Source organism: Streptomyces sp. NPDC059828 (assembly GCF_042731955.1).
GTDB lineage: Bacteria > Actinomycetota > Actinomycetes > Streptomycetales > Streptomycetaceae > Streptomyces.
This window is the reverse complement of the sequence record NZ_JBHWIW010000016.1, coordinates 90488-114617: the sequence shown is the minus strand read 5'-3', so window position 1 is coordinate 114617 and position 24130 is coordinate 90488. Positions and strand designations below refer to the sequence as shown.

General features: G+C 70.0%; 25 protein-coding genes. 8 read left to right on the top strand and 17 right to left on the bottom strand.

Going from position 1 to position 24130, the window contains the following annotated elements:
- Positions 1 to 59: 59 nt before the first annotated feature.
- From ACFV6V_RS12920 to ACFV6V_RS12905, 4 genes are all read right to left on the bottom strand, one after another.
- On the bottom strand, positions 60 to 602 hold the full coding sequence (locus tag ACFV6V_RS12920) for a SixA phosphatase family protein (protein WP_385563211.1): 543 nt from the start codon (positions 600 to 602) through the stop codon (positions 60 to 62).
- 92 nt (positions 603 to 694) lie between these two features.
- Entirely contained in the window at positions 695 to 898 is a 204-nt protein-coding gene (locus ACFV6V_RS12915; RefSeq protein WP_385563208.1) for a hypothetical protein, read from the bottom strand.
- Positions 899 to 1067: 169 nt separating this feature from the next.
- Positions 1068 to 1184, bottom strand: a complete 117-nt coding sequence (locus ACFV6V_RS12910; RefSeq protein ID WP_361277871.1) for an SGM_5486 family transporter-associated protein — start codon at positions 1182 to 1184, stop codon at positions 1068 to 1070.
- Positions 1185 to 1188: 4 nt separating this feature from the next.
- On the bottom strand, positions 1189 to 2499 hold the full coding sequence (locus ACFV6V_RS12905) for a CynX/NimT family MFS transporter (RefSeq protein WP_385563205.1): 1311 nt from the start codon (positions 2497 to 2499) through the stop codon (positions 1189 to 1191).
- Positions 2500 to 2661: 162 nt separating this feature from the next.
- On the opposite strand from ACFV6V_RS12905, the gene ACFV6V_RS12900 reads away from it, so the two are divergent.
- Positions 2662 to 3348 carry a FadR/GntR family transcriptional regulator gene (locus ACFV6V_RS12900; RefSeq protein ID WP_385563203.1) on the top strand — a complete coding sequence of 229 codons (687 nt, stop codon included), beginning with the start codon at positions 2662 to 2664 and terminating at the stop codon, positions 3346 to 3348.
- A 17-nt stretch (positions 3349 to 3365) separates the two neighbouring features.
- On the opposite strand, the gene ACFV6V_RS12895 is transcribed toward ACFV6V_RS12900, so the two are convergent.
- The 3 genes from ACFV6V_RS12895 to fabG all read right to left on the bottom strand — a co-directional run bounded on the left by ACFV6V_RS12895 (position 3366) and on the right by fabG (position 5416).
- Entirely contained in the window at positions 3366 to 3704 is a 339-nt protein-coding gene (locus tag ACFV6V_RS12895; protein ID WP_385563200.1) for a hypothetical protein, read from the bottom strand.
- 220 nt (positions 3705 to 3924) lie between these two features.
- Positions 3925 to 4692 carry an enoyl-ACP reductase FabI gene (fabI, locus tag ACFV6V_RS12890; protein ID WP_361277878.1) on the bottom strand — a complete coding sequence of 256 codons (768 nt, stop codon included), beginning with the start codon at positions 4690 to 4692 and terminating at the stop codon, positions 3925 to 3927.
- 4 nt (positions 4693 to 4696) lie between these two features.
- Positions 4697 to 5416 (bottom strand): 3-oxoacyl-[acyl-carrier-protein] reductase, encoded by a 720-nt coding sequence (gene fabG, locus ACFV6V_RS12885; protein ID WP_385563197.1) that lies wholly within the window; start codon positions 5414 to 5416, stop codon positions 4697 to 4699.
- 297 nt (positions 5417 to 5713) lie between these two features.
- On the opposite strand from fabG, the gene ACFV6V_RS12880 reads away from it, so the two are divergent.
- From ACFV6V_RS12880 to tyrS, 3 genes are read left to right on the top strand one after another with little or no spacing between them, the layout of a single operon-like run.
- Complete coding sequence (locus ACFV6V_RS12880; RefSeq protein ID WP_385563194.1) at positions 5714 to 7237, top strand: TldD/PmbA family protein; 1524 nt, start codon at positions 5714 to 5716, stop codon at positions 7235 to 7237.
- The gene (locus ACFV6V_RS12875; protein WP_385563191.1) at positions 7234 to 8634 is read left to right on the top strand and encodes a metallopeptidase TldD-related protein; all 1401 of its coding nucleotides are present in this window, start codon (positions 7234 to 7236) and stop codon (positions 8632 to 8634) included. Before ACFV6V_RS12880 ends, ACFV6V_RS12875 begins: the two co-directional genes overlap by 4 nt.
- 54 nt (positions 8635 to 8688) lie before the next feature.
- Positions 8689 to 9960 (top strand): tyrosine--tRNA ligase, encoded by a 1272-nt coding sequence (gene tyrS / locus ACFV6V_RS12870; RefSeq protein WP_385563188.1) that lies wholly within the window; start codon positions 8689 to 8691, stop codon positions 9958 to 9960.
- Between the two features lie 74 nt (positions 9961 to 10034).
- On the opposite strand, the gene ACFV6V_RS12865 is transcribed toward tyrS, so the two are convergent.
- Complete coding sequence (locus tag ACFV6V_RS12865) at positions 10035 to 10310, bottom strand: GlsB/YeaQ/YmgE family stress response membrane protein (RefSeq protein WP_385563185.1); 276 nt, start codon at positions 10308 to 10310, stop codon at positions 10035 to 10037.
- A gap of 244 nt (positions 10311 to 10554) precedes the next feature.
- Here ACFV6V_RS12865 and ACFV6V_RS12860 point away from each other — a divergent pair, with 244 nt between their 5' ends.
- Positions 10555 to 10899 (top strand): DUF3099 domain-containing protein, encoded by a 345-nt coding sequence (locus tag ACFV6V_RS12860; protein WP_385563182.1) that lies wholly within the window; start codon positions 10555 to 10557, stop codon positions 10897 to 10899.
- Between the two features lie 278 nt (positions 10900 to 11177).
- Positions 11178 to 11402: a hypothetical protein gene (locus ACFV6V_RS12855; RefSeq protein ID WP_385563246.1), complete on the top strand. Its 225-nt coding sequence runs from the start codon at positions 11178 to 11180 to the stop codon at positions 11400 to 11402.
- Here the strand turns inward: ACFV6V_RS12855 and moaA are convergent.
- The 3 genes from moaA to ACFV6V_RS12840 all read right to left on the bottom strand — a co-directional run bounded on the left by moaA (position 11385) and on the right by ACFV6V_RS12840 (position 14565).
- Positions 11385 to 12374, bottom strand: a complete 990-nt coding sequence (gene moaA / locus ACFV6V_RS12850) for a GTP 3',8-cyclase MoaA (RefSeq protein WP_385563180.1) — start codon at positions 12372 to 12374, stop codon at positions 11385 to 11387. The genes ACFV6V_RS12855 and moaA overlap by 18 nt on opposite strands.
- A gap of 179 nt (positions 12375 to 12553) precedes the next feature.
- Positions 12554 to 14197, bottom strand: coding sequence for a cation acetate symporter (locus tag ACFV6V_RS12845; RefSeq protein WP_385563177.1), 1644 nt, complete (start codon positions 14195 to 14197; stop codon positions 12554 to 12556).
- Complete coding sequence (locus tag ACFV6V_RS12840; protein WP_385563174.1) at positions 14194 to 14565, bottom strand: DUF485 domain-containing protein; 372 nt, start codon at positions 14563 to 14565, stop codon at positions 14194 to 14196. The genes ACFV6V_RS12845 and ACFV6V_RS12840 overlap by 4 nt, the downstream gene beginning before the upstream one ends.
- Positions 14566 to 14869: 304 nt before the next feature.
- On the opposite strand from ACFV6V_RS12840, the gene ACFV6V_RS12835 reads away from it, so the two are divergent.
- Positions 14870 to 16402 carry a S8 family serine peptidase gene (locus tag ACFV6V_RS12835; protein WP_385563171.1) on the top strand — a complete coding sequence of 511 codons (1533 nt, stop codon included), beginning with the start codon at positions 14870 to 14872 and terminating at the stop codon, positions 16400 to 16402.
- A 226-nt stretch (positions 16403 to 16628) separates the two neighbouring features.
- Positions 16629 to 17969, top strand: coding sequence for a CoA transferase (locus ACFV6V_RS12830; RefSeq protein WP_385563169.1), 1341 nt, complete (start codon positions 16629 to 16631; stop codon positions 17967 to 17969).
- On the opposite strand, the gene ACFV6V_RS12825 is transcribed toward ACFV6V_RS12830, so the two are convergent.
- The 6 genes from ACFV6V_RS12825 to ACFV6V_RS12800 all read right to left on the bottom strand — a co-directional run bounded on the left by ACFV6V_RS12825 (position 17870) and on the right by ACFV6V_RS12800 (position 24023).
- The gene (locus ACFV6V_RS12825; RefSeq protein WP_385563166.1) at positions 17870 to 18850 is read right to left on the bottom strand and encodes a sterol desaturase family protein; all 981 of its coding nucleotides are present in this window, start codon (positions 18848 to 18850) and stop codon (positions 17870 to 17872) included. The two genes, ACFV6V_RS12830 and ACFV6V_RS12825, sit on opposite strands and share 100 nt — an antisense overlap.
- A 143-nt stretch (positions 18851 to 18993) precedes the next feature.
- Positions 18994 to 19704 (bottom strand): VIT family protein, encoded by a 711-nt coding sequence (locus ACFV6V_RS12820; RefSeq protein WP_385563163.1) that lies wholly within the window; start codon positions 19702 to 19704, stop codon positions 18994 to 18996.
- A 37-nt stretch (positions 19705 to 19741) separates the two neighbouring features.
- On the bottom strand, positions 19742 to 20971 hold the full coding sequence (locus tag ACFV6V_RS12815; RefSeq protein WP_385563160.1) for an amidohydrolase family protein: 1230 nt from the start codon (positions 20969 to 20971) through the stop codon (positions 19742 to 19744).
- Positions 20968 to 22269 (bottom strand): amidohydrolase family protein, encoded by a 1302-nt coding sequence (locus tag ACFV6V_RS12810; protein WP_385563157.1) that lies wholly within the window; start codon positions 22267 to 22269, stop codon positions 20968 to 20970. The genes ACFV6V_RS12815 and ACFV6V_RS12810 overlap by 4 nt, the downstream gene beginning before the upstream one ends.
- A gap of 66 nt (positions 22270 to 22335) precedes the next feature.
- Entirely contained in the window at positions 22336 to 23220 is an 885-nt protein-coding gene (locus ACFV6V_RS12805) for an SDR family NAD(P)-dependent oxidoreductase (protein ID WP_385563154.1), read from the bottom strand.
- The gene (locus tag ACFV6V_RS12800) at positions 23217 to 24023 is read right to left on the bottom strand and encodes an acetoacetate decarboxylase family protein (RefSeq protein WP_385563151.1); all 807 of its coding nucleotides are present in this window, start codon (positions 24021 to 24023) and stop codon (positions 23217 to 23219) included. Before ACFV6V_RS12800 ends, ACFV6V_RS12805 begins: the two co-directional genes overlap by 4 nt.
- Positions 24024 to 24130 lie beyond the last annotated feature (107 nt).

Here is a 24130-nt window from a genome sequence, read left to right as displayed (position 1 = left end):
CGGCAGCGCCCATAACCGTGCCCCGGCGTGCGCACCGCACACCGGGGCCGTGATCGCTGCTAGTCGTGCGGCGCCCAGTATTCGACGAGTGTGCCCACGCCGTGCTCGACGGACTTCCAGGAGCCGGAGAAACCGATGACGGCGAACGCGGCGGTGGGGAAGCCGCCGCGGTTCATCCTGGCCAGGGCATCGCCCTCGGTCGTGCCCGCGAGGGCGTCGGCGAGTGCGTGTATGCCCGGGTTGTGACCGATCAGCAACAGATCGTCGATGTCGTCCGGGGTCTCGTTGAGCAGTGCGATGAGATCACCGAGCGACGCCTCGTACATCCGCTCCTCGTACACGGTGCGGGGGCGGTGCGGCAGCTCATGCACCGCGAGCTTCCAGGTCTCGCGTGTCCTCGCCGCGGTCGAGCAGAGGGCCAGGCCGAAGGCGATGCCGGTTTCGGCGAGCTTGCGTCCGGCGATCGGGGCGTCCATGCGGCCCCGTTCGGCGAGTGGCCTCTCATGATCGGAGACCTCGGGCCAGTCGGCCTTCGCATGGCGGAGCAGGACGATCCTTCGGGCTGTGGGGTGTGTGTCTCCGGAAAGCTCAGCGGCGCTCATGGTCCCCAGCTTCGCATGAATTCAGCCATGGGGCGCAGGGTGTTGAGGAGCTCGGACACCCTGCGGCAGCGCAGCCGCCCCCAGGCCGCTCGTCAGCCGGTCAGGGACCGTATGCGGTCCAGCAGGAAGCCGACCGACTGCTCGCCGCCCGCGGCGTGTGCCTCGCCGGAGGCCGTCATCAGCACGAGCAGCGCGGCGAAGGCGATCACCGGCAGCACAAGGGCCCACCACGGCAGCCGTGCGTCGGGACCGCCCACCGCAGGGGCATGCGTCCGGGTGCGACTGAGGGCCGGCATGACCGCCTCCGTGAGGTCCGCTGGTGGGCTGCTTGGCTAGCGCGGCCTCGATCGCCGAGCTGCTTCCAACGTACGGATCACGGGCCCGGTATCCCATCCGGTGATCCACCCACTTCACCCTGACACCTGCCCCCTAGGGGACGGGGGGACAGCCCTACCGGCTGCTGGTTCAGGGTGAGGCGATCGAGGCGATGACGCCGATGACCACGGTGATGGCGATCATGGCGCCGAAGATGAGCAGCAGCTTCTTCTGGCCGTTCGGGGGGTTCGGATCGAGCACAGGCATGCCGTCAGTCTCGCATCCCCGCCTCCTCCTCCACCGTCCGGTCCCGGCCCGCCAGGCAGCCTGCGATCACCTGGGGCACCATGAGCCCGGCCATCAGGGCCAGCGGCACCGCCCAGCCCCCGCTGTGCTCGTAGAGGGCGCCGACCAGGGTCGGTCCGGGGATGGAGATCAGATACCCGGCGCTCTGGGCGAAGGCGGAGAGCCGCACGACACCCGCGCCGGTACGGGCGCGCATGCCGATCATCGTCAGGGCCAGCGGGAACGAGCAGTTGGCGATCCCCAGCAACATCGCCCAGCCCCAGGCGCCCTGGGCAGGGGCGGTGATCAGGCCCGTGTAGCCGGCGACTCCGCACAGGCCGAGGGCGATGACGAGGGGCGCCTGGTTCTTCAGACGGGCGGCGAGCCGCGGAATCGTGAAGGCCAGCGGTACGCCCATGACCATGACCACGGCGGACAGCACCCCGGCGGTGTCCGCCGGTACGCCCGCGTCGCGGAAGATCAGGGGCATCCATCCCATGGCGACGTAGGCGCCGGTGGCCTGGAGCCCGAAGAAGCAGGCGAGCGCCCAGGCGGTGCGGCTCCGAGTGATCCGCGGGCCCGGGGCGGCGGGGCGGTGCACGGCGCGGGGAGCGGGTGGCGCGATGGCTGCGCCACGGCCGCGGTCGCGCAGGGGCAGCACGGTCCATGGCGCCACGGCGACGGCGGCGAGCAGGCCCCACACGGCAAGCCCGGTGCGCCAGCCGCCGCCCAGGGCCCCGGTGAGGGGCACGGTCGCGGCGGCGGCCACGGCGCTGCCGAGTGACAGCGCCATCGAGTAGAGCCCGGTGATGCCGCCGACGCGGTCGGGGAAGTACCGCTTGACGATCACCGGCATGAGGACGTTGCCGACCGCGATGCCCGTGAGGGCGAGCGCGGTGGCCGCGAGGAATCCCGCGGTGCCGTGGGAGTAGGGGCGTATCAGCAGTCCTGCGGCGATGGCCGCCATCCCGGCACAGACGACCGGCACGGGGCCGAATCGCCGGGCCAACCGGGGCGCGGTGAGGCCGAACACGGCGAAGCAGAGCGCCGGTACGGAGGTGAGGAGCCCCGCCACGGCGCCGCTCATGTGCAGGCCGCCGCGCACCTCTTCGAGGAGCGCGCCGAGGCTGGTGATCGCGGGGCGCAGGTTCAGCGCGGCGAGGACGAGTGCGATGAGTACGAGCCGATGGAGCCAGACCTGGTCTCCGGGCCCCGGAGCCGGATCGCCGCGAGGAGCGGAGCGCTCGTGCGTCCGTGCGGCAGCCGCCTGGTCGGGGGTTCGAGGTTCTTCCGGCATAGGGCCATCATAGAATCATAGGATGATTGAGCCAAAGGGTGGTGCGGGCCGTACGGCCGGACTTCCCGGCGCCGGTCGTCACGGTGGACGATGTGACACGACGACGGGCCGCATGCCCGTCGGCACACCAATGACAGAGCGAACAAGGAGCACAGGGACACCATGGCGCTGACCTCACCCCGGCGTTCCGCTCTCTCGGATCAGGTGATCACCCAGCTGCGGAACCAGATCGCCTCGGGTGAGTGGCCCGTGGGTTCACGGATCCCGACCGAGCCCGAGCTGGTCGAGCAGCTCGGCGTCGCCCGCAACACCGTGCGCGAGGCCGTCCGCGCACTCGCCCACAACGGGCTGCTGGACATCCGACAGGGCTCCGGCACCTACGTCATCGCCACCAGCGAACTGGCCGGGGTGATGCACCGCAGGTTCGCCGGCGCCGACCCGCGCCATATCGCCGAGGTCCGTTGCACCCTGGAGTCCTCGGCGGCACGGCTGGCGGCCCGGAACCGGACCGAGCGGGATCTGAAGCAGCTGGACGCGCTGCTGGCGCGGCGCGAGGAGGCGTGGCACACCGGCGACCCGATGCGGTTCGCCACGGCCGACGCCACCTTCCATCTCGCCGTGGTCGCGGCGTCCCACAACGACGTGCTGACCGCTCTCTACGCGGACCTCGGCGATCTGCTGCGTGAATGGCTGCACGACTGGCTGCGCGAGGGACCGGGTTCGGAGATGCGCCCGGGGGACCACATGGACCACGCCCGGCTCGTCGCGGCGATCCGGGCGGGCGACGGTGACCTCGCGGCTTCGGAGGCCGCGAGCTATCCCGTCATGTGCCTGCGTGACGGCGGCTGACTCCCGCGGGGCCCCCGTCAGGGCACGCGCACATGGCTCACCCAGGCGTTGCCTATCTCCATCCAGCAGCGCTCGGTGAGGGTCGCGTAGGCCGTGGGGGTCACGTCGACGGGATCGCTGTCCGCGTCGATGTCCCACCACCGCGCGCACTCGACATGCAGTTGCACCCGGTCGGTGTCGAGATAGGAGTTACGGCAGTACGCGGTGGCGCGCGAACCCTGGACCACCACGTCGCAGTCAGCGCCGTAGGGCCTCGGGGGCACCTCCCCGTGCGGCAGAGAGGCCGCGCTCGACGCCGGCAGAAGCAGGCTGGTCAGTGTCCCCAGCACGGCCACGGAACACCATGACGTACGCACAAGCAGACCTCCTCGGCCGTACGGCGGCACACGGCCGCTGCTGCACCACAAGAAGGGATTGCCTCTCCAGACTCCCCGAGCAGCCGGGGTGGCGCCCGTTCCGCTAGCCCGAACGGGCGACGCCCCGGCCACCCGCACACAGCGGGTGACCGGGGCATCGGCGGCGTACGGGTTACACGGGGCGTTACGCGTCCGTTACGTAACGCTGCGTAGTGCGGTGTCAGGCGCCCATGATGTGCACGCCACCGTCGACGTGCACGATCTCACCGGTGGTCTTGGGGAACCAGTCGGACAGCAGCGCCACGATTCCGCGGCCCGCGGGCTCCGGGTCGGCCATGTCCCACTGCAGCGGGGAGCGCTCGTCCCAGACCCGGGCGAGGTCCGAGAAGCCCGGGATGGACTTGGCGGCCATCGAGCCGATCGGGCCCGCCGAGACCAGGTTGCAGCGGATGTTCTGCTTGCCCAGGTCGCGGGCGAGATAGCGGGAGGTGGCCTCCAGCGCGGCCTTCGCGGGGCCCATCCAGTCGTACTGCGGCCAGGCGAACTGCGCGTCGAAGGTCAGACCGACCACGGAACCGCCTTCCTGCATCAGCGGCAGACAGGCCATCGTCAGCGACTTCAGCGAGAACGCGGACACGTGCATCGCGGTCGAGACGGACTCGAAGGGCGTGTTGAGGAAGTTGCCACCGAGCGCGTCCTGCGGCGCGAAGCCGATGGAGTGCACGACGCCGTCGAGGCTGCCGAGCTCCTCACGGACCAGGTCGGCGAGCCGGCCGAGGTGCTCGTCGTTGGTGACGTCGAGCTCGATCACCTTGGCGGGCTTGGGCAGCTTCCTGGCGATCCGCTCGGTCAGGGTGGGCCGCGGGAAGGCGGTGAGGATGATCTCCGCCCCCTGCTCCTGAGCCAGCTTCGCGGCGTGGAAGGCGATGGAGGACTCCATCAGCACACCGGTGATGAGGATGCGCTTGCCGGCGAGGATTCCACTCATGTGATCAGTGACCCATGCCCAATCCGCCGTCAACGGGGATGACGGCTCCAGTGATGTACGAGGCGTCGTCGGAGGCGAGGAACTTCACCGTGGCGGCGATCTCCTCCGGCTGCGCGTAACGGCCGAGCGGCACCTGGGAGACGATCCCGGCGCGCTGCTCGTCATTCAGCGCCCTGGTCATATCGGTGTCGACGAAGCCGGGCGTGACGACGTTGAAGGTGATGTTCCGCGAACCGAGTTCGCGGGCGAGGGACCGGGCGAACCCGACCAGTCCGGCCTTGGAGGCCGCGTAGTTGGCCTGGCCGGCCGATCCGAGCAGACCCACCACGGACGAGATCAGCACGACGCGGCCCTTCTTGGCGCGCAGCATGCCGCGGTTGGCGCGCTTCACGACCCGGAAGGTGCCGGTGAGGTTGGTGTCGAGCACGGAGACGAAATCGTCCTCGGACATCCGCATCAGCAACTGGTCCTTGGTGACGCCGGCGTTGGCCACCAGCACCTCCACGTTGCCGTGCTTGTCCTCGATCTCCTTGTAGGCCTGCTCCACCTGGTCGGCGTCGGTGATGTCGCAGCGCACGGCGAGGCAGCCCAGCTTGGCCAGCTCCTCCGGCGGCTCACCCGAGCGGTAGGTGATCGCGACCTTGTCGCCGGCCTCGGCGAAAGCGCGGGCGATGGCGAGGCCGATGCCCCGGTTTCCTCCGGTGACGAGAACCGAGCGGCTCAACAGATCACCCTTTCGTTAGCGGCCTGTGCAGGGTCTGCATATGTCCTGTCCTGCGAGAACCTATCGGTCCCGCACCTTCTGGAGGGAATCGGCCTGCGACAGTGGCGTCCCCCGTCTGCTGTGGGGACCCTACAGTCGGCGCGGCCGGGCGGCCGGAAGTCATCGCCCGGGAGGCCGGTCTTGGCGTATAGCCGCCACAAGGGCGGAATCCCCCTCGGAACAGTCCCCGCCACATGCTTGACTTCGCGTAGTGATCGAGCACGCACCCGTGAGGAAGACGAGAAGGAGAGGCCGCCTGTGCCCCATGACATCGATCCGACGTTTCTGGCGCTCCCGTTGCGGGCGCTGGCCGATGCCGCGCTCGCGCGGGCGCGGGCGCTCGGCGCGGAGCATGCCGACTTCCGGCTGGAGCGGGTGCGCAGCGCTGCCTGGCGGCTGAGGGACGCCAAGCCCGCTGGTTCATCCGACACCACCGATCTCGGCTTCGCGGTGCGGGTGGTGCACGGAGGTGCGTGGGGGTTCGCGTCCGGGGTCGATCTGACCATGGACGCCGCCGCACGGGTCGCCGGTCAGGCAGTGGCGATGGCGAAGCTTTCCGCGCAGGTGACCGCGGCGGCCGGGTCCGAAGAGCGGGTGGAGCTCGCCGACGAGCCGGTGCACGCGGACCGGACGTGGGTCTCCTCGTACGAGATCGATCCGTTCACTGTGGCCGACGAGGCCAAGTCCGCGCTGCTGACCGACTGGAGCGCGCGGCTGCTCAGGGCGCGGGGCGTGGCGCATGTGGACGCCTCGCTGCTCACGGTCCACGAGAACAAGTTCTACGCGGACACCGCAGGCACGGTCACCACCCAGCAGCGGGTGCGGATTCATCCGCAGCTCACGGCGGTCGCCGTGGACGAGTCGACCGGTGAGTTCGACTCGATGCGGACGATCGCACCCCCGGTGGGCCGCGGCTGGGAGTATCTGACCGGCACGGGCTGGGACTGGGACTCCGAGCTGGAGGAGATCCCCGAGCTGCTCGCCGAGAAGATGCGCGCGCCGAGCGTCGAGGCGGGGCGGTACGACCTGGTCGTGGACCCCTCCAACCTCTGGCTGACCATCCACGAGTCGATCGGCCATGCCACCGAGCTGGACCGGGCGCTCGGCTATGAGGCGGCGTACGCGGGCACCTCGTTCGCGACCTTCGACCAGCTGGGCAAGCTGACCTACGGCTCTCCGGTGATGAATGTGACCGGGGACAGGACCGCCGAGCACGGACTCGCCACGATCGGCTACGACGACGAGGGCGTGGAGGCGCAGAGCTGGGACCTGGTCAGGGACGGCACGCTCGTCGGATATCAGCTCGACCGGCGCATCGCCCGGCTCACCAACCTCGGCCGGTCCAACGGCTGTGCCTTCGCGGACTCCCCCGGGCATGTCCCGGTGCAGCGGATGGCGAATGTGTCCCTGCTGCCGGAGGAGGGCGGCCTGTCGACGGAGGACCTGATCGGCGGGGTGGAGCGCGGGATCTTCGTGGTCGGTGACCGCTCCTGGTCGATCGACATGCAGCGCTACAACTTCCAGTTCACCGGGCAGCGCTTCTACCGGATCGAGAACGGCCGGCTGGCCGGACAGCTGCGCGATGTCGCCTACCAGGCCACGACCACGGACTTCTGGGGCTCGATGGACAAGGTCGGCGGCCCGCAGACCTATGTTCTCGGCGGTGCCTTCAACTGCGGAAAGGCCCAGCCGGGGCAGGTGGCGGCGGTGTCGCACGGCTGCCCCTCCGCCCTTTTCCGCGGCGTCAACATCTTGAACACGACTCAGGAGGCCGGTCGATGAGCCCCGTCAGCAAGCCGCACGAGATCGTCGAGCGCGCCCTCGAGCTGTCCACGTCCGACGGCTGCGTGGTGATCGCCGACGAGGAGTCGTCCGCCAATCTGCGCTGGGCCGGAAACACCCTGACCACGAACGGCGTGACGCGCGGGCGCACCCTCACCGTGATCGCCACCGTCGACGGGGCGCAGGGCACCGCGTCCGGAGTGGTGTCACGGTCGGCGGTCACCGCCGAGGATCTGGAACCCCTGGTGCGGGCCGCCGAGGCGGCCGCGCGGGCGGCCGGTCCCGCGGAAGACGCCCAGCCGCTGGTCACCGGCATCCCGGCGGCCGCGGACTTCACGGAGGCGCCTGCCGAGACGTCGTCGGCTGTGTTCGCCGACTTCGCGCCCGCGCTCGGCGAGGCGTTCGCCCGGGCCCGCTCGGGCGGGCGTGAGCTGTACGGCTTCGCGAACCACGAGCTGACCTCGACCTACCTCGGCACCTCGACGGGCGTACGGCTCCGCCATGACCAGCCCACCGGCACCCTCGAGCTCAACGCCAAGTCCCCGGACCGGACGCGGTCCGCCTGGGTGGGCCGTTCCACGCGGGACTTCCGGGATCTCAAGGACATCGACCCGACCGCGCTGGACGCCGAACTCGCCACCCGGCTCGGCTGGGCCGAGCGCCGGATCGACCTCCCCGCCGGACGGTACGAGACGCTGCTCCCGCCGACCGCCGTCGCGGACCTGCTCATCTACCAGATGTGGTCGTCGGCCGGCCGGGACGCGGTGGAGGGCCGCACGGTGTTCTCCAAGCCCGGTGGCGGCACCCGTCTCGGTGAGTCACTCACCGAGCTGCCGCTCACCCTGCGCAGCGATCCCACCGAGCCCGGGCTGGAGTCCGCGCCCTTCGTGATCGCGCACGCCTCGGGTGACACCGCGTCGGTCTTCGACAACGGCCTTCCGCTCGAGCCGACCCGGTGGGTGCGCGACGGAAAGCTTGACCGGCTGGTCACCACCCGGCACAGCGCGGGCCTGGCCGCACTGCCGGTCGCCCCGGGTATCGACAATCTGGTCCTGGACGGCGGCGGTGAGCGCTCCCTGGAGGAGATGGTCGCGGCCACCGAGCGCGGGCTGCTGCTCACCTGCCTCTGGTACATCCGGGAGGTCGATCCGGCGACGCTGCTGCTGACCGGGCTGACCCGGGACGGGGTCTATCTCGTCGAGAACGGCGAGGTGACCGGTGCGGTGAACAACTTCCGCTTCAACGAATCGCCGGTGGACCTGTTGCGGCGGGCCTCCGAGGCAGGGCGGACGGAAAAGACATTGCCGCGCGAATGGAGTGACTGGTTCACTCGGGCCGCGATGCCCCCGCTGCGGGTGCCGGACTTCAATATGAGCTCCGTCAGCCAGGGCGTATAACCTCGTAGCTGTTTGTCGGACCCACTCGAAACCAGCCGAGGAGAAGCGAGAGAAGTGACGGACATCGTCGACGAGCTGAAGTGGCGCGGGCTGTTCGCCCTGTCCACTGACGAGGACGCATTGCGCAAGGCGTTCACGGACGGTCCCGTCACGTTCTATTGCGGTTTCGACCCGACCGCGCCCAGCCTGCATGTGGGTCATCTGGTGCAGGCACTCACCATGCGCCGGCTCCAGCAGGCGGGGCACCGCCCGCTGGCGCTGGTGGGTGGCGCGACCGGTCAGATCGGCGACCCCAAGCCCACCGCTGAGCGCACGCTGAACGACCCGGAGACCGTCGCGGCCTGGGTGGAGCGTGTGCGCGCCCAGATCGAGCCGTTCCTGTCCTTCGAGGGTGAGAACGCCGCGGTCATGGTCAACAACCTGGACTGGACGGCGGGGATGTCCGCCATCGAGTTCCTCCGCGACATCGGCAAGCACTTCCGCGTGAACAAGATGCTCACCAAGGACTCGGTCGCCCGTCGGCTCGAGTCCGACCAGGGCATCAGCTACACCGAGTTCAGCTACCAGCTGCTCCAGGGCATGGACTTCCTGGAGCTGTACCGCCGCCATGGCTGCACCTTGCAGCAGGGCGGCAGCGACCAGTGGGGCAATCTCACCGCGGGCCTGGATCTGATCCACCGCCTGGAGCCGCACGCCACCGCGCACGCGTTGGCGACTCCTCTGATGACCAAGGCGGACGGCACCAAGTTCGGCAAGACCGAAGGCGGGGCCATCTGGCTGGACCCGGAGATGACCACGCCGTACGCGTTCTACCAGTTCTGGCTGAACGTGGACGACCGCGACATCTCCACCTACATGCGCATCCTCAGCTTCAGGAGCCGTGCGGAGCTCGAGGAGCTGGAGCAGCAGACCCAGGAGCGCCCGCAGGCCCGCGCGGCGCAGCGTGCGCTGGCCGAGGAGCTGACGACACTGGTGCACGGCGCCGACCAGTGCGCGGCGGTCATCGCCGCGTCGAAGGCGCTGTTCGGGCAGGGTGAGCTCGCGGATCTGGACGAAGCCACGCTCGCCGCTGCGCTCTCGGAGCTGCCGCGCGCACGCGTGTCCGAGCCGGGCGCGGTGGCGGACCTCTTCGCGGAGGTCGGTCTGGTGGCGAGCAAGTCGGCCGCCCGCCGCACCATCAAGGAGGGCGGCGCCTACGTGAACAACGCGAAGGTGACCGCCGAGGACGCGGTGACGGCGGCCGGCGACCTGCTGCACGGCCGCTGGCTGGTGCTGCGCCGCGGCAAGAAGAACCTGGCGGCGGTCGAGGTCGGCACAGAGGACTGAGTTCGCAGGGGGCGAGGTCCCGCTGCACGAGCAGGCGGCCGGGTGGAGGTGATCTCCGCCCGGCCGCTGCCATTTCAGGCCTTCTGTTTTCTGGCGCGCAGGCTCATATAGGCCATGTCACCGAGGCCGACGATGACCACGGCGGCGACGATCTGGAGGATGTGCCGACCCCAGTCGATACCCGGGGTCTCTCCGATCCCGAAGGCATTCGCGAGCGCGTTGCCGACGATCCCGCCGATGATGCCGAAGATCGTGATGAGCCAGAGTGGGCTGTGCTGCTTGCCCGGCAGAATCAGCTTGGCGATGAGTCCCAGCACGAACCCGACGATGATCGCCCACAACCAGCCCATGGCTGCCTCCCGATTCGGCTCGACGTGAGCAGTAGTGATGCGGTTACTTGGATATCCGACAGATACCCGACATTTTCAGCCCATCCGCTATACGGCGCATGTCGGACTGCTTTCTGCACGGTGTGACGGTGCGGCCTCGCCGGGGAACGGGTGACCCTGTCTCGTAGCGGTGCGGGCCGCGGCGTACGGTGGAGGCAGGATCGGCCGGGGAGAGCCCGGCGCGGCGGTCGGGCGGTGGAATGTCATGCGGAAGCGCACTACGACCGAGGTCTTCCGGATCACCGGGGCCCGGCAGGGGCTCAACGACGACGTGCGCGGGCGGCAGCGCCGCTATGTCATCTCCATGGCGGTCCGGACCGTGTCCGTGATCCTGGCCGCGACGCTCTGGAACGTCGAGCGGCATGTGGCGATCGTGGCGCTGGTACTGGGCGCGCTGCTGCCGTATGTCGCCGTGGTGATCGCCAACGCCGGGCGGGAGCGCCCGCCGTCCCTGCCGTCCGTCTTCGTCCCCACGCCCGCGCAGCCGGCCCTCGGCCCGGGGGTGCCCCAGGCGGAGGATCAAGCGGAACCGCACACCCGTCAGAGCTGACGAGCCGCTCGCGGAATGCCGCCGAATGCGGAATGGCAACCTCAAGAAAAGCTCAAATCAATCATGCGGTTCCAGTGCACCACACGGGGTTCCCCGTGACATACTGCGTGTGCGCTCCGCATCCCCCGTCGGAGCGACAGACCGACGCCGGGCAGCTCCCCCCGTGGCTGCTCGGCGTCGCTTTGTTGTGACCCCTTCCGGGCCGCTCCATTGTCGCCGGATAATCACTTGTCCGGGTGACGCCGAACGGGGTGACGGTGATCGTGGAGAATGACCGGGTGAGTGACGAAACCCCGATCTGTTCCGCCAAAGGCTGCCGTGCCCCCGCGGTCTGGGTGCTGGCCTGGAACAATCCGAAGCTGCACACGCCGGAGCGCCGCAAGACCTGGCTCGCCTGCGAAGAGCACCGCGAGCATCTCTCCCAGTTCCTCGGTGTACGGGGCTTCCTGAAAGACGTCGTGACGCTCGGCGAATGGACGGCCCGCTCAGCCTCCGATGGCTGACATGGGGCGCGAAGGCTGGAGGAAGGACGGGTCGTCGAGCCCGGATCCGGCTTTCTTGCCCCACATCGCGACCTTCCAGATGCGAGCGATCTCCTCGTCGGGTGCGCCCGAGCGCAGCGCCCCGCGCAGATCTGTCTCCTCCTGGGCGAACAGGCAGGTGCGGACCTGACCGTCCGCGGTGAGCCGGGTGCGGTCGCAGGCAGCGCAGAAGGGGCGGGTGACGGAGGCGATGACGCCGACCCGGTGCGGTCCTCCGTCGACGATCCAGCGTTCGGCGGGCGCGGAGCCGCGGGAGTCCCCGTCCTCGGGCGTGAGGCTGAACCGCGTGGCCAGCGAGGCCAGGATGTCACCCGCGGTGATCATGTCGTCGCGCTTCCAGCCGTGCTGGGCGTCCAGGGGCATCTGCTCGATGAAGCGCAGCTCGTAGCCGTGCTCGATCGCCCAGGCGAGCAGCTCGGGGGCCTCGTCGTCGTTGAGACCGGGCATCAGGACCGTGTTGACCTTGACGGGGGCGAGTCCGGCCTCGTGGGCGGCTCGCATGCCGTCGAGCACATCATGGTGGCGGTCACGGCGGGTGAGCGTCTTGAAGACATCGGGCCGCAGGGTGTCCAGGGAGACATTGACCCGGTCGAGCCCGGCCTCCTTGAGCGCGCTCGCGGTGCGACGCAGCCCTATTCCGTTGGTGGTCAGGGACATCTTCGGCCGGTGTGCCAGCTCCGCGCAGCGCTGGACGATCCCGACGAGTCCGGGCCTCAGCAGGGGCTCCCCACCGGTGAAACGGACCTCGGTGACACCGAGGCCGGTCACGGCGATGCGTATCAGCCGGACGATCTCGTCATCGGTGAGCAGCTCGGGCTTGGTGAGCCACTGAAGACCCTCTTCGGGCATGCAGTAGGCACAGCGCAGATTGCACCGGTCGGTCAGTGAAACCCTCAGGTCGGTGGCCACCCGGCCATACGTGTCGATCAGCACTGCGGGCCCCCTCCCCGGTATCCGGAAATCGTGTACAGCAACTCCTCTGTAGACCCGAGCCTACGTGAGAGCTCCGGCAGTGACAGGTGCCGATTGCCACGAGGAACGGCACGGCCGCGCCGTAGGTCTTCGTATGACCCTACGACGCGGCCGCGGTCAGGCGTGTGTCGATCCGCTCCTCAGTGGGCGCCGACGCCTGTGAGGGACTTGACCTCGAGCTCCGCGTACTTGCCCTTGTCGGGCTCTTCCTTGGACAGCAGGGATCCGATCCAGCCGAGCAGGAAGCCGAGCGGGATGGAGACCAGACCCGGATTCTCCAGCGGGAACCAGGCGAAGTCCGCCGAGGGGAACATCGAGGTCTCCTTGCCGGAGACGACCGGCGAGAACAGCACCAGCAGCACGGACGAGACCAGACCGCCGTAGATGGACCAGAGCGCGCCCTGAGTGGTGAACCTCTTCCAGAAGAGGCTGTAGAGGATCGTCGGCAGATTGGCGGACGCGGCGACCGCGAAGGCGAGGGCGACCAGACCGGCCACGTTCAGATCGCGGGCCATGGCACCCAGGGCGATGGAGACGATGCCGATGAACACCGTCGCCCAGCGCGCGGCACGCACTTCCTCCTTCTCGGTCGCCTGCCCCTTGCGGATGACGTTGGCGTAGATGTCATGGGCGAACGACGACGACGAGGCGAGGGTGAGCCCGGCGACGACCGCGAGGATGGTGGCGAAGGCGACCGCGGAGATCACCGCGAGCAGGATCGGCCCTCCCGCGGAGTCGATGCCGCCGAGATGGAGGGCGAGCAGGGGTGCCGCCGTGTTGCCGGCCTTGTTGGACTGCTTGATCTCCTCGGGTCCGACGAGGGCCGCGGCACCGAAACCGAGCGCGATCGTCATCAGGTAGAAGGCACCGATGATGCCGATGGCCCAGATGACCGACTTCCGTGCGGCCTGGGCGGTCGGCACGGTGTAGAAGCGGATCAGGATGTGGGGCAGACCCGCGGTGCCGAGTACCAGGGCGATGCCGAGGGAGAGGAAGTCCAGCTTGGAGGTTCCGGTGGCGCCGTACTTGAGGCCGGGCTCGAGGAACGCGGCGCCCTTGCCGCTCTCCTCGGAGGCCCTGCCGAGCAGTTCGGAGATGTCGAAGTTGAACTTCAGCAGCACGAGGAAGGTGATGAGCAGGGTGCCCGCGATGAGCAGGACGGCCTTGACCATCTGCACCCAGGTGGTGCCCTTCATGCCGCCGATGGTGACGTAGAGGATCATCAGTACGCCCACCAGGGCGACGACGCCGACCTTTCCGGCGTCACTGGTGATGCCGAGCAGCAGCGAGACGAGCACCCCGGCGCCCGCCATCTGGGCGAGCAGATAGAAGATGGAGACGACGATGGTGGAGGTGCCGGCCGCGGTGCGCACGGGCCGCTGGCGCATGCGGTACGCGAGGACGTCGCCCATCGTGAACCGGCCGGAGTTGCGCAGCGGTTCGGCGACCAGCAGCAGTGCGACCAGCCAGGCCACCAGGAAGCCGATGGAGTACAGGAATCCGTCGTAGCCGAAGAGGGCGATGGCTCCGGCGATGCCCAGGAACGACGCGGCGGACATGTAGTCGCCGGAGATGGCCAGGCCGTTCTGGAAGCCGGTGAACTGGCGTCCGCCCGCGTAGAAGTCGGCCGCGCTCTTGGTCTGGCGGCCGGCCCGGACGGTGATGAAGAGCGTCGCGACGACGAACGCCGCGAACAGCGAGATGATCAGCGCCCGGTGCTCGCTGGTGGCGCTTGATGCCGCGAGCCGGGTTCCGGCCCCGTACAGCGTGCTGGTGCCGCTCATGCGTCGGCCTCCATCCGGGACTTGATGGCTGCCGCCCTGGGGTCGAGCTTCCGGGCCGCGTAGCGGGCGTAGAACCAGGCGATCAGGAAGGTGCTGAGGAACTGGGCGAGACCGAGGACCAGCGCCACATTGACATTGCCGAAGAGCTTGGTTCCCATGAAGCCGCCGGCGTAGTTGGACAGCAGGACGAACAGCAGGTACCAGGCGATGAAGGCGACGGTCAGGGGGAAGGCGAAGGAGCGGTAGGTCTGGCGCAGTTCGCTGAATTCCGCGCTCTCCTGCATCTCGACGAAGTCCGGTGTCGTGGGCGGGGCGGGGCGGGTGGGGGCGTCCGTGCCGCCGGGCGGCGGCGGTGCGTCGGTGGCCACGGAATCTCCTCGTGACTCGGGTGCGGTGGGCATGGGCGAGGGGGGTCTCGCAGCGGGGGCGCCGAGGGCTCCTCCCGTGAGAACGGCACGGAGCCGGGGGCCCGGTGGTTCACATCCGGTCTGCTTGCCGCAGGTTCCGGCCAGCGTCCGGTCCGGGCAGGGCGACGTCCGATCAGGTTCCTGTCGGGTTTTCCTACCGAAGTCGTTGATGTACCCCGATGATCGGGATAACTTCACTCGTCATGTACCCGCCCATTCGCAACAGGGGTGTCTGGGCGGACACCACGGATGATGTGGAGAACCCATGGCTCATCTGCGATCCAGGCGAACGCGCGCTATAGCGCTGCCCGTCGGCCTGGCGCTCACGGCCTCGCTCGGTTTCCTGCCCACGGGCGCCGCTTCGGCGGCCCCTCTCGACGGCGCCCCGGCGGCCGTGTCGACCGACGGGCCGCTGCTGTCGTACGTCGTCAACACCCAGGGCGGGCATGCGACCGCCAAGTCGGTGAAGCGGGCGATCGAGAAGGCCGGCGGCACGGTCGTGATCGCGTACGACCAGATCGGCGTCATCGTCGTCCACTCGCAGAACCCGGACTTCGCCAAGCAGATCCGCACCGTCAGGGGCGTCGCATCGGCCGGGGCCACCCGCACCGCGCCGATCGCCCCGCAGTCCGACACCGCCATCGGCGCGGAACAGCCCCTCGGCGCGGCCGAGGCGGCCAAGGCCAGTGCGAAGGCCACGGACGAGCAGGACCCGTTCGAGCCGCTCCAGTGGGACCTGCCCGCCATCAAGGCGGACAAGGCCCACCAGCGGACGCTGGGCAGCAAGAAGGTCACGGTCGCCGTGATCGACACGGGTGTCGACGACACCCACCCCGATCTGGCGCCCAACTTCAACGCCGCGGCCTCCGCCAACTGTGTGACCGGAAAGCCGGACACCACCCCGGGCGCCTGGCGTCCGGCCGCCGGTGAGAGCGACCACGGCACGCATGTGGCGGGCACCATCGCCGCGGCGAAGAACGGCATCGGGGTCACCGGTGTGGCCCCGGGCGTGAAGGTGGCCGGCATCAAGGTCGCCAACCCGGACAGCTTCTTCTACACCGAGTCCGTGGTGTGCGGTTTCGTCTGGGCCGCCGAGCATGGCGTCGACGTCACCAACAACAGCTACTTCACCGACCCGTGGCTGTTCGCGTGCAAGACCGACGACGACCAGAAGGCCCTGCTCGAGGCGGTCACGCGGGCCACGCGGTACGCGGAGCGCAAGGGCACGGTCAACGTCGCCGCGGCGGGCAACTCCAAGATGGACCTGGCGGCGGACGAGATCACCGACACCACCAGCCCCAACGACACCACTCCGGTGACGCGCCCCATCAACCCGCGCGAGTGCTTCGACTACCCGGCCATGTTGCCGGGCGTCGTGACGGTCTCCGCGACGGGCGCGAAGGGCCTCAAGGCCTCCTACTCGAACTACGGCAACGGCGTCGTCGACATCGCCGCCCCGGGCGGCGACTCGACGGCCTACCAGAAGCCGGACGCCCCGGCGACCAGCGGGCTGATCCTGTCCACGGTGATGAACGGCGGCTACGGCTACAAGGGCGGTACGTCGATGGCGTCGCCGCACGTCGCGGGTGTCGCCGCGCTCATCAAGTCGACCCACCCGCGCGCCTCGGCCGCCGAGGTCAAGGCGCTGCTGTACGCGCAGGCCGACGACACGGCGTGCGGTGACGCGTACGACATCAACGGCGACGGGACCGTCGACGCCGTGTGTGAGGGCGGCAAGCGCAAGAACGGTTTCTACGGGACCGGTGTGGCGGACGCGCTGGACGCGGTGCGGCGCTAGGCCGAAGGCCCCGTGTCACCTGGGGTCCCCCTCGGGGGAAGTCCAGGGAGGAGGGTCCGTTGTGGCCCGTCGCGCAGTTCCCCGCGCCCCCTTCGGGCGCTGCCGGACCGCGCCGGACCCGCCGGGGAGATCGGGCTGACTACTGAAGAGCGGGCCCGGGCGCGTTTTCGCGTCCGGGCCCGCTCTTCGACCCCCTGTGATGGCACTGAGTGCCATACTGCCGTCCATGGCTGACACTCCCTCACCCGGGACCGAGCTCCTGTGGGCGGCACTCGGCGGAGACCCCGCGCTGACCCACCACATCGCGTACGGCGGGCCGCGCGGGCTGCTCGCGGCACGGCTGCCCGTGATGGAGCTGGCCCGCGCCGCCGTGGCGGTGTGCGCGCTCGCTGGGGCGGAACGTGCCGCGCGCCTCGCCGGGGGCGCCGTTCCCGCCGTGCGGGTCGACGACGGGGCGGTCGCCACGGCCTTCGTCAGCGAGCGGAACCTGCGGGTGGACGGGCGCGCCCCGGTGTCGTTCGCACCGCTGTCCCGGTTCTGGCGCACGGCCGACGGCTGGGTGCGTACGCACGCCAACTACCCGCACCACCGGGCCGCGCTGCTGACCGCGCTGGGCACCACCGAGGAGGGCGTGGAGTCCGCGATCGCCGAGCGGCGTGCGCAGGACGTCGAGGACCTCGTGTACGAGGCCGGGGGGCTGGCGTTCGCGCTGCGCACCCCCGCCGAGTGGGCGACGCATCCGCAGGGCGCGCTGGCGGCCCGGCAGCCGGTGCTGGCCAGGGAGCGGCTGGACGACGCGGCACCACGGCGCAGGGGCGCCGGGGAGCGGTTGCGGGTGCTCGACCTGACACGGGTCATCGCGGGCCCGGTCGCCACCCGGACGCTGGCCCTGCTCGGCGCGGACGTGCTGCGGATCGACCCGCCCCGGCTGCCCGAGCTCGCCGACCAGCACACCGACACCGGCTTCGGCAAGCGGTCCGCGGCGCTGGACCTGGACAGCCCGGCGGACCGCCGCACCTTCGGTGAACTGCTCGCCCAGGCCGATGTGCTGGTCACCGGCTACCGTCCGGGTGCGCTGGAGCGCCACGGGCTGCTGCGTCCCGGGCTGGTCGTGGCGCAGGTCTCGGCATGGGGCCACGAGGGACCATGGGGCGACCGGCGCGGCTTCGACAGCCTCGTCCAGGTGGCCAGCGGAATCGCCGTGATCGAGGGATCCGCCGAGCAGCCGGGGACGCTGCCGGCGCAGGCTCTCGACCACGGCACCGGCTATCTGCTCGCGGCGGCGGTGCTCCGCTCCCTGACCGAGCAGGACGCGGCAGGGGGCACCCGGCTGCTGCGGCTGGCGCTGGCGCGTACGGCGCACCTGCTGACCGGCGTACTACCGCCGCAGCAGCCCGCCGGGGCGTCGGACGCGTACGCACCCGACGCCTGGCTTGCCGAGACCGCGAGCCCGCTCGGCACGTTGCGCTATACCCGGTCGCCGGTGACGTACGAGGGATGCCCGGCCGACTGGTCGCGCCCCCCGGGTGTCTGGGGCTCGGACGCCCCGGAGTGGCTCACGGCCTGACCGTGGTCCTCGTGAACGGGGACGGGCTGACCGTACTCCCCGTGTACGGGGGCGGGCTGCCACCCGGGCCCGCGGAGCACCCGCCCGCCCCGCTCCCGCCAGCTGCTCGCCCTGCGCAGGTCGCGGGCGATGGAGAGGTACTCGTGGGTGGCGACCCGCAGCGGGTTGTGGGTCTCGATGTTCTTGGTGAGCCCGTACACCGGCCGCTCGGTCTCCGCGGTGAAGGAGCGGAACAGCCGGTCCCAGACGATCAAAATGCCGCCGAAGTTCCGGTCCAGATAGCCTCCCTGGGAGGCATGGTGCACCCGGTGGTGCGAGGGCGTGTTGAACACCCACTCGAAGAACCGCGGCAGCCTGTCGATCCGTTCGGTGTGGATCCAGAACTGGTAGACGAGATTCACCGAGTAGCAGAACGCGAGTGCGGCCGGGTGCACCCCGCAGACCACCAGCGGCAGGTAGAACGGCCAGGTGGTGAACCCGGTCCAGGGCTGGCGCAGCGCGGTGCTGAGGTTGAACTTGCGGCTGGAGTGGTGGACGACATGGCTGGCCCACAGGATCCGGATCACGTGGTGGCCTCGGTGCGACCAGTAGTAGAGGAAGTCCTGCGCGAGCAGCATCAGCGGGACCGTCCACCACAGCACCGGTACGCGCAGCGGTGTGAGCTCGTACACCGCCGTGTAGATCGCCACGACCGGGATCTTCCAGAGGAGATCGAAGAAGAGGCTGCCGAGCCCCATGGTGATGCTGGTGGCGGCGTCCTTCGCCTCGTAGGCGGCAGCGTCCTCGTCGGGATGGAGCCGGTAGCTGACCGCCTCCACGACGGTGAGCAGAACAAAGGCGGGGATCGACCACAGCACGACATCGGGCAGGTTGGGCGCCATGCGAGGACCGTAGAGGCGGTGGTGCGCGCGCGGCTAGATGTCGTTACCGACAAGTACGCGAGCCGAGTGCCGACGGGCTTTGGCAGAGGGGGACAACGCTCAGTGCACCGAGCTCTTCGCCCCGGCCAGGTCGCCTGGAGGCCCTAGACCCCCGCCGCGCCCAGCAGCGACCCCGCCGCGTACGTCACCCCCATCGCCAGCGCTCCCCCGACCACGTTCCGTGCCATCGCCTGTCCCACCGGCGCCGTGCCCAGGCGGGCGCTCCACCAGCCCGTGAAGGTGAGCGCGGTCAGCACCGACAGCACGGTGACCCACAGCCGTGCCGACGCGGGCGGCAGCACGATGGCCAGCAGCGGCAGCAGGGCGCCCACGGTGAAGGCGAGGAAGCTGGCGCCTGCCGCGTGCCAGGGGTTGGCCAGTTCATCGGGGTTGATGCCGAGTTCGACCCGGGCGTGGGCGCGGAGCGCGTCGCGTCGGGTGAGCTGGACCGCGGCCTCGTGGGCGACCTCCCGGGTGAGGCCGCGTTGTTCCAGCAGTTCGGTGAGTTCCTCGAGTTCGGCTTCGGGCTGCTCGCGCAGTTCACGCTTTTCGAGAGCCAGCGCGGCCTTCTCCGAGTCGCGCTGGGTGGAGACCGAGACGTACTCGCCGGCCGCCATGGACATGGAGCCGGCGAGCAGTCCCGCGAGTCCGGCCGTGAGCAGGTCGCTCCGCTCGCTGGTCGCGCCCGCGACGCCGACGACGAGGCCCGCGGTGGAGACGATGCCGTCGTTGGCGCCGAGTACCGCGGCGCGCAGCCAGTTGAGACGGGTGCCGAGGGTGTCATCGTGGGGCTCGTGGTGGGTCGGTTGCGTCACGCCACGGAGGGTCTCATCCCTGAGGGTCCGGGGACAGTCACCACACGCGTACCGAACCGCCCGGCGCGAAGGCGGGGCTGGTGGCGTCGGCGGGGACCTCCTTCAGCGGCTCGGCGATCTCCTCGACCGTGGGGCCGACGCGTGCCGCCACGGCGTCGAGCAGTTCCAGGTCGAAGCCGTACACCCGGGCCGCGTTCCCGCCCACCATCGCCGCGATCTCGTCGCGCGGCAGCCCCGCGTAGGCGATGCGGAGGCCCTCGCGGGAGTACGGGGCCGTGCCCTCGTCATGCGGGTAGTCGCTGCCCCACATGATCTTGTCGAGCCCGATCCGGTCGCGCAGCGGCACCTCGTGCGGACGCATGAAACTGGCGCCGACGAAGCAGTTGTCGCGCCAGACCTCGCTGGGGCCCTTGCCCATCGAGGCGGCCAGTCCGGTACCGAACTTGGACTCGGCGGTGACGGCCCGGGAGGCCGCGGAGACCAGCCGCCCGTGGTAGTAGTCCAGCATCTCGACCACCCCGGGGATCCAGCCCGAACCCTGTTCGGTGAGCACGAGGTTGAGCCCGGGATGGCGGCGGAAGGCGCCGCCGAAGATCAGATGCCACAGCGCGCGGTGCGAGAACCATGTGGTCTCCACCATGAACACGGCCCGCGCGGCGGGTTCGTCGCCGAGCGGCGGGGACGCCGAGCCACCGTGGTGGTTGACGGGTACGCCGAGTTCCGCGCAGACCGCCCACAGCGGGTCGTACACCGACGAGTACAGCTCCGGGATGCCCGATCCCGGTGGAGTCCCCGGGATCAGGACTCCGCCGGTCAGGCCCGCGTCCTCGCTGCGGCGGACCTCGGCGACGGCCGCGTGCACGTCGTTCAACAGGATCTGGGTGACGCCCGCCCGGCGCCCGGGGGCGAGCGAGCAGAAGTCGGCGAGCCAGCGGTTGTGGGCGCGCAGGCCGGCCCAGCGCTGCTCGTACTCCTCCCGTGTCGGCACCGGGGCCATCAGGGACGCGGAGGGGAAGAAGGGCGGGATGGTGTTGGGGTAGACGACTTCGGCGACGATGCCGTCGGCCTCGAGCTCGGCGAGCCTGCGCGCCGAGTTCCAGTTGCGGTCGGCGGTGTCGGCGAGCAGGTCCTCGTAGGGGTTGACGTAGGTGGCCGCCCAGGCGTCGAAGTCGTCGTGGTGCCGCTTCTCCAGGTAGGGCTTGTAGTCGAGGAGATCGGCTCCGGCATGGCAGTCGGCGGAGATGACCGTGTAGCGCTCCCCGGTCATGGCGTCACCCCCAGTACGGGGAAGTCCTCGCCGGTCCGCCAGTGGCGTCCCACCGCGCGCGACCGAGCCCAGGACGTCTCGACCGCGGCCTGGTCGGGTGACTGCCCCAACTCGGCCGGTGTGGGCCCGATACGCCGGGCGATCGGTGCCAGCGCCGCCGTGTCGAAGCCGAAGACCTCGGCCGCGGCGAGGCCCAGCATGCGGCGGGTCTCGGCGACGGGGATGTCGTGGAAGGTGTCCCGCAGCCAGGCCCGGGTGCGGGGCCAGGTGCCCTCGGGGTGGGGGAAGTCGGAGCCCCAGAGGATGTTGTCGACGCCGATCTCGTAGCGCTGGGCGAGCTCGCGCCGTTTGGTGTTGGTGGCGCAGATGAAGACCTGCCGGTCGAGGTACTCGCTCGGCGGACGCTTCATCTCGGCGAAGGGCGACAGCTTCTTGCCGCCGTGTGCGCCGAGGTAGAGCCGGTCCATGAACCAGAGCAGGTTGGGCAGCCACCAGCAGCCGGACTCGGCCACACCGAACCTGAGGCCGGGATGGCGCTCGAACGCCCCGGACCAGAGCAGGAACCACAGCGGCCGGGCGGGCCACCAGGTGACCTCGGAGACGTAGATGCCGAGGTGGTCGCCGTACTCATGGCGGGGTGCGGCGCCGGAGTGGGTGATCAGCGGCATGGCGGTCTCGGCCGCGGCGGCCCAGACGGGGTCGTAACGGCGGTCGTGGTAGGGGGCCTTGTCGACCCACATCGAGGGAATCATCAGCGCCCCGAGTCCGGACTCCTTGGCCCGGTGGACCTCGGCGACGACCCGGTCCACCTCGCCGGTGACGGGCAGCAGGGCGACTCCGCAGTGCCGCTGCGGGTGCTCGGACACGAAGTCGGCCAGCCAGCGGTTGTGCGCCTGTGCCCCGGCCATGCCGAGCTCCGGGTCCTGGTCACCGGAGAGCCCGAGCCCGACCCCGAAGGGTGCGGCGGTGCTGCTGTCGACGGCGTCCGCGTCGGGGAAGACCACCTCGGCGGCCACCCCGTCCCCGTCGAGCTCCTTGACGCGCTGCCCTGGGTCCCAGCCGCCGCGCAGGCCTTCCTCGTTGTCCCTGAACCACTTGTCGGCGAAGGCTTCGTTGCGTACGCCGAGCCGGGTCATCTCCTCGCGCCGGCGGTCGCGTCCGGCGAGGAACTCGTCGAAGTCACGATGGTGGCGGGCGTCGAGATAGGGGCGGTACTGCTCGGTGGGCAGCCCGGCGTGGCAGTCGGAGGAGATGATCAGATACGGGTCGTCGGGTGCCGGTGCGTACGGGTCCGTCATGGCACGTCACTCCTGCGGTCGGTCGTCCAGCAGTGCGGTTTCGTGCGGTCGTTCCGGTTTCCGCGGTCAGTCCAGGATGAAGCGCTCGAGATAGGCAGGGTTGGCGCGGTCGAGCATCGACTGGGCGCGGGCGCGGATCTGGCGATCGCTGTGCTCCCCGGGCGGGAGCATCCAGAAGCGGTCCGCCCTGATGCCCTCCAGGACGTGCTCGGCGACCTCGTCGACCGGGGTGAACCGCACCTCGTGCCCGGCGTCCCGCATCGCCGCCTCCCACTGGGCCAGGCTGCGGTAGGGGGTGCGGCGGGGCCGCTGCTTGGCGTAGCGGTCGGGCCTGTTGCGGTGGGACTCCCACAGCCCGGTGCGGAGCATATGGGGTCCCGGGAAGAGCACGGAGGCTCCGATCAGGGCTTGCTCGGCCCGCAGTTGTGCGTAGAGCGACTCGGTCATCGTCACGACCGCCGCCTTGGTGACGGCGTACACGGAGGCGGTGGGCAGTGGGGCGATACCGCCGTCGCCGGACGAGGTGTTGACGACATGGCCCGGCTCACCGCTCTCGATCATCCGGGGGACGAATGCCTGGATGCCGTGGAAGACGCCCCAGACGTTGACGGCGAAGGCCCATGTCCAGTCGTTGGGTTCGTGCTGCCACATGGGGCCCTCGGCACCGGAACCGACACCGGCGTTGTTGCACAGCACGTGGACGGCGCCGAAGGTCTCGTACACCTCGTCGGCGAAGGCGCACATCGAGTCCCGGTCCGAGACGTCGACCACGCGAGCGAGCACCTCGGCGCCGTCCGCGGTGAGCTCGCCGGCGGTCTTGTGCAGTGCCTCCTCCTCGACGTCGGCGAGGACGACCTTCAGTCCTTCGGCGGCGAAGCGGCGGACCATGGCGCGGCCGATCCCGCTCGCCGCGCCGGTGACGACGGCGACCTGCCCGGGCGCGGGCCTCATCGGACACTCCCCTGCGGGGGTCCGTCGAGGATCTGCCGGGCGTCGTCGTAGCGCTGGTGGAGATAGGGCAGCAGAGCCTGGGCGCTGACCCGCTCGACCACACGGCCCTTCTGGTCACTGGTCTTCTCGCCGATGGTGAGCTCCACCAGCTTCCGTACGGGCAGATCGGCGACCGGGTCGTACATGGACTCGCGCAGCACCACATCGCCGGTGAGGCGTTCGAGCGTGCGGAACCTCTCGTGACGGACGCAGTGCACGAGCACGGGGTCGGCGTCGAATCCCGAGCCCGAACCGTCCACCGACGGGAGGCACTTGAAGTAGAAGTCGAGCTTCTCGGCAGGCTCGGGCAGCGGCAGCGGTCCGGACACCGCGCCGCGTACCTCGACGAAGGCGATCCCGTGCCGGGCGAGTGAAGCCCGTACGACCATGCCGTCGCGTTCGACGGACACCTCGCCCAGCTTCTTCGGCTCGCCGAACACCTCACGGCCGCCGATGAGGGCGCGTTCGGTGGTCATCGGCATGACGAGCGGATACCAGCCCTGCTGCTCACCATGCGCGGCCGCGACCGCGACGGAGCCCGCGCCGAGTGGATGCCCTGGCAGGTCGACCTGGCTGATGTTCACCCGCACCAGGGGCTGTTCGGTCGGTTTGAGCGGTGGCGGCAGCACGGCCGCGATCACGTCCGGGTCGGTCTCCCACACGGCCACGACGCCCGTGGACCAGATCTCGGGGAGTGTGGCGGCGGCTGCGCGGGCTGCTGTGATCTCGGCCTCGGAACGCGCTCCGTACCGTACACGTGCCATGTCGTACCACCCTTCGTCGTGCGCCGAATGCATCGCAGGGGGACGGGTCCGTTCGGCTCTCTCGGCGAACCTGTAACAGAGTTACACCGTTGCCGATGAAGGGTAAA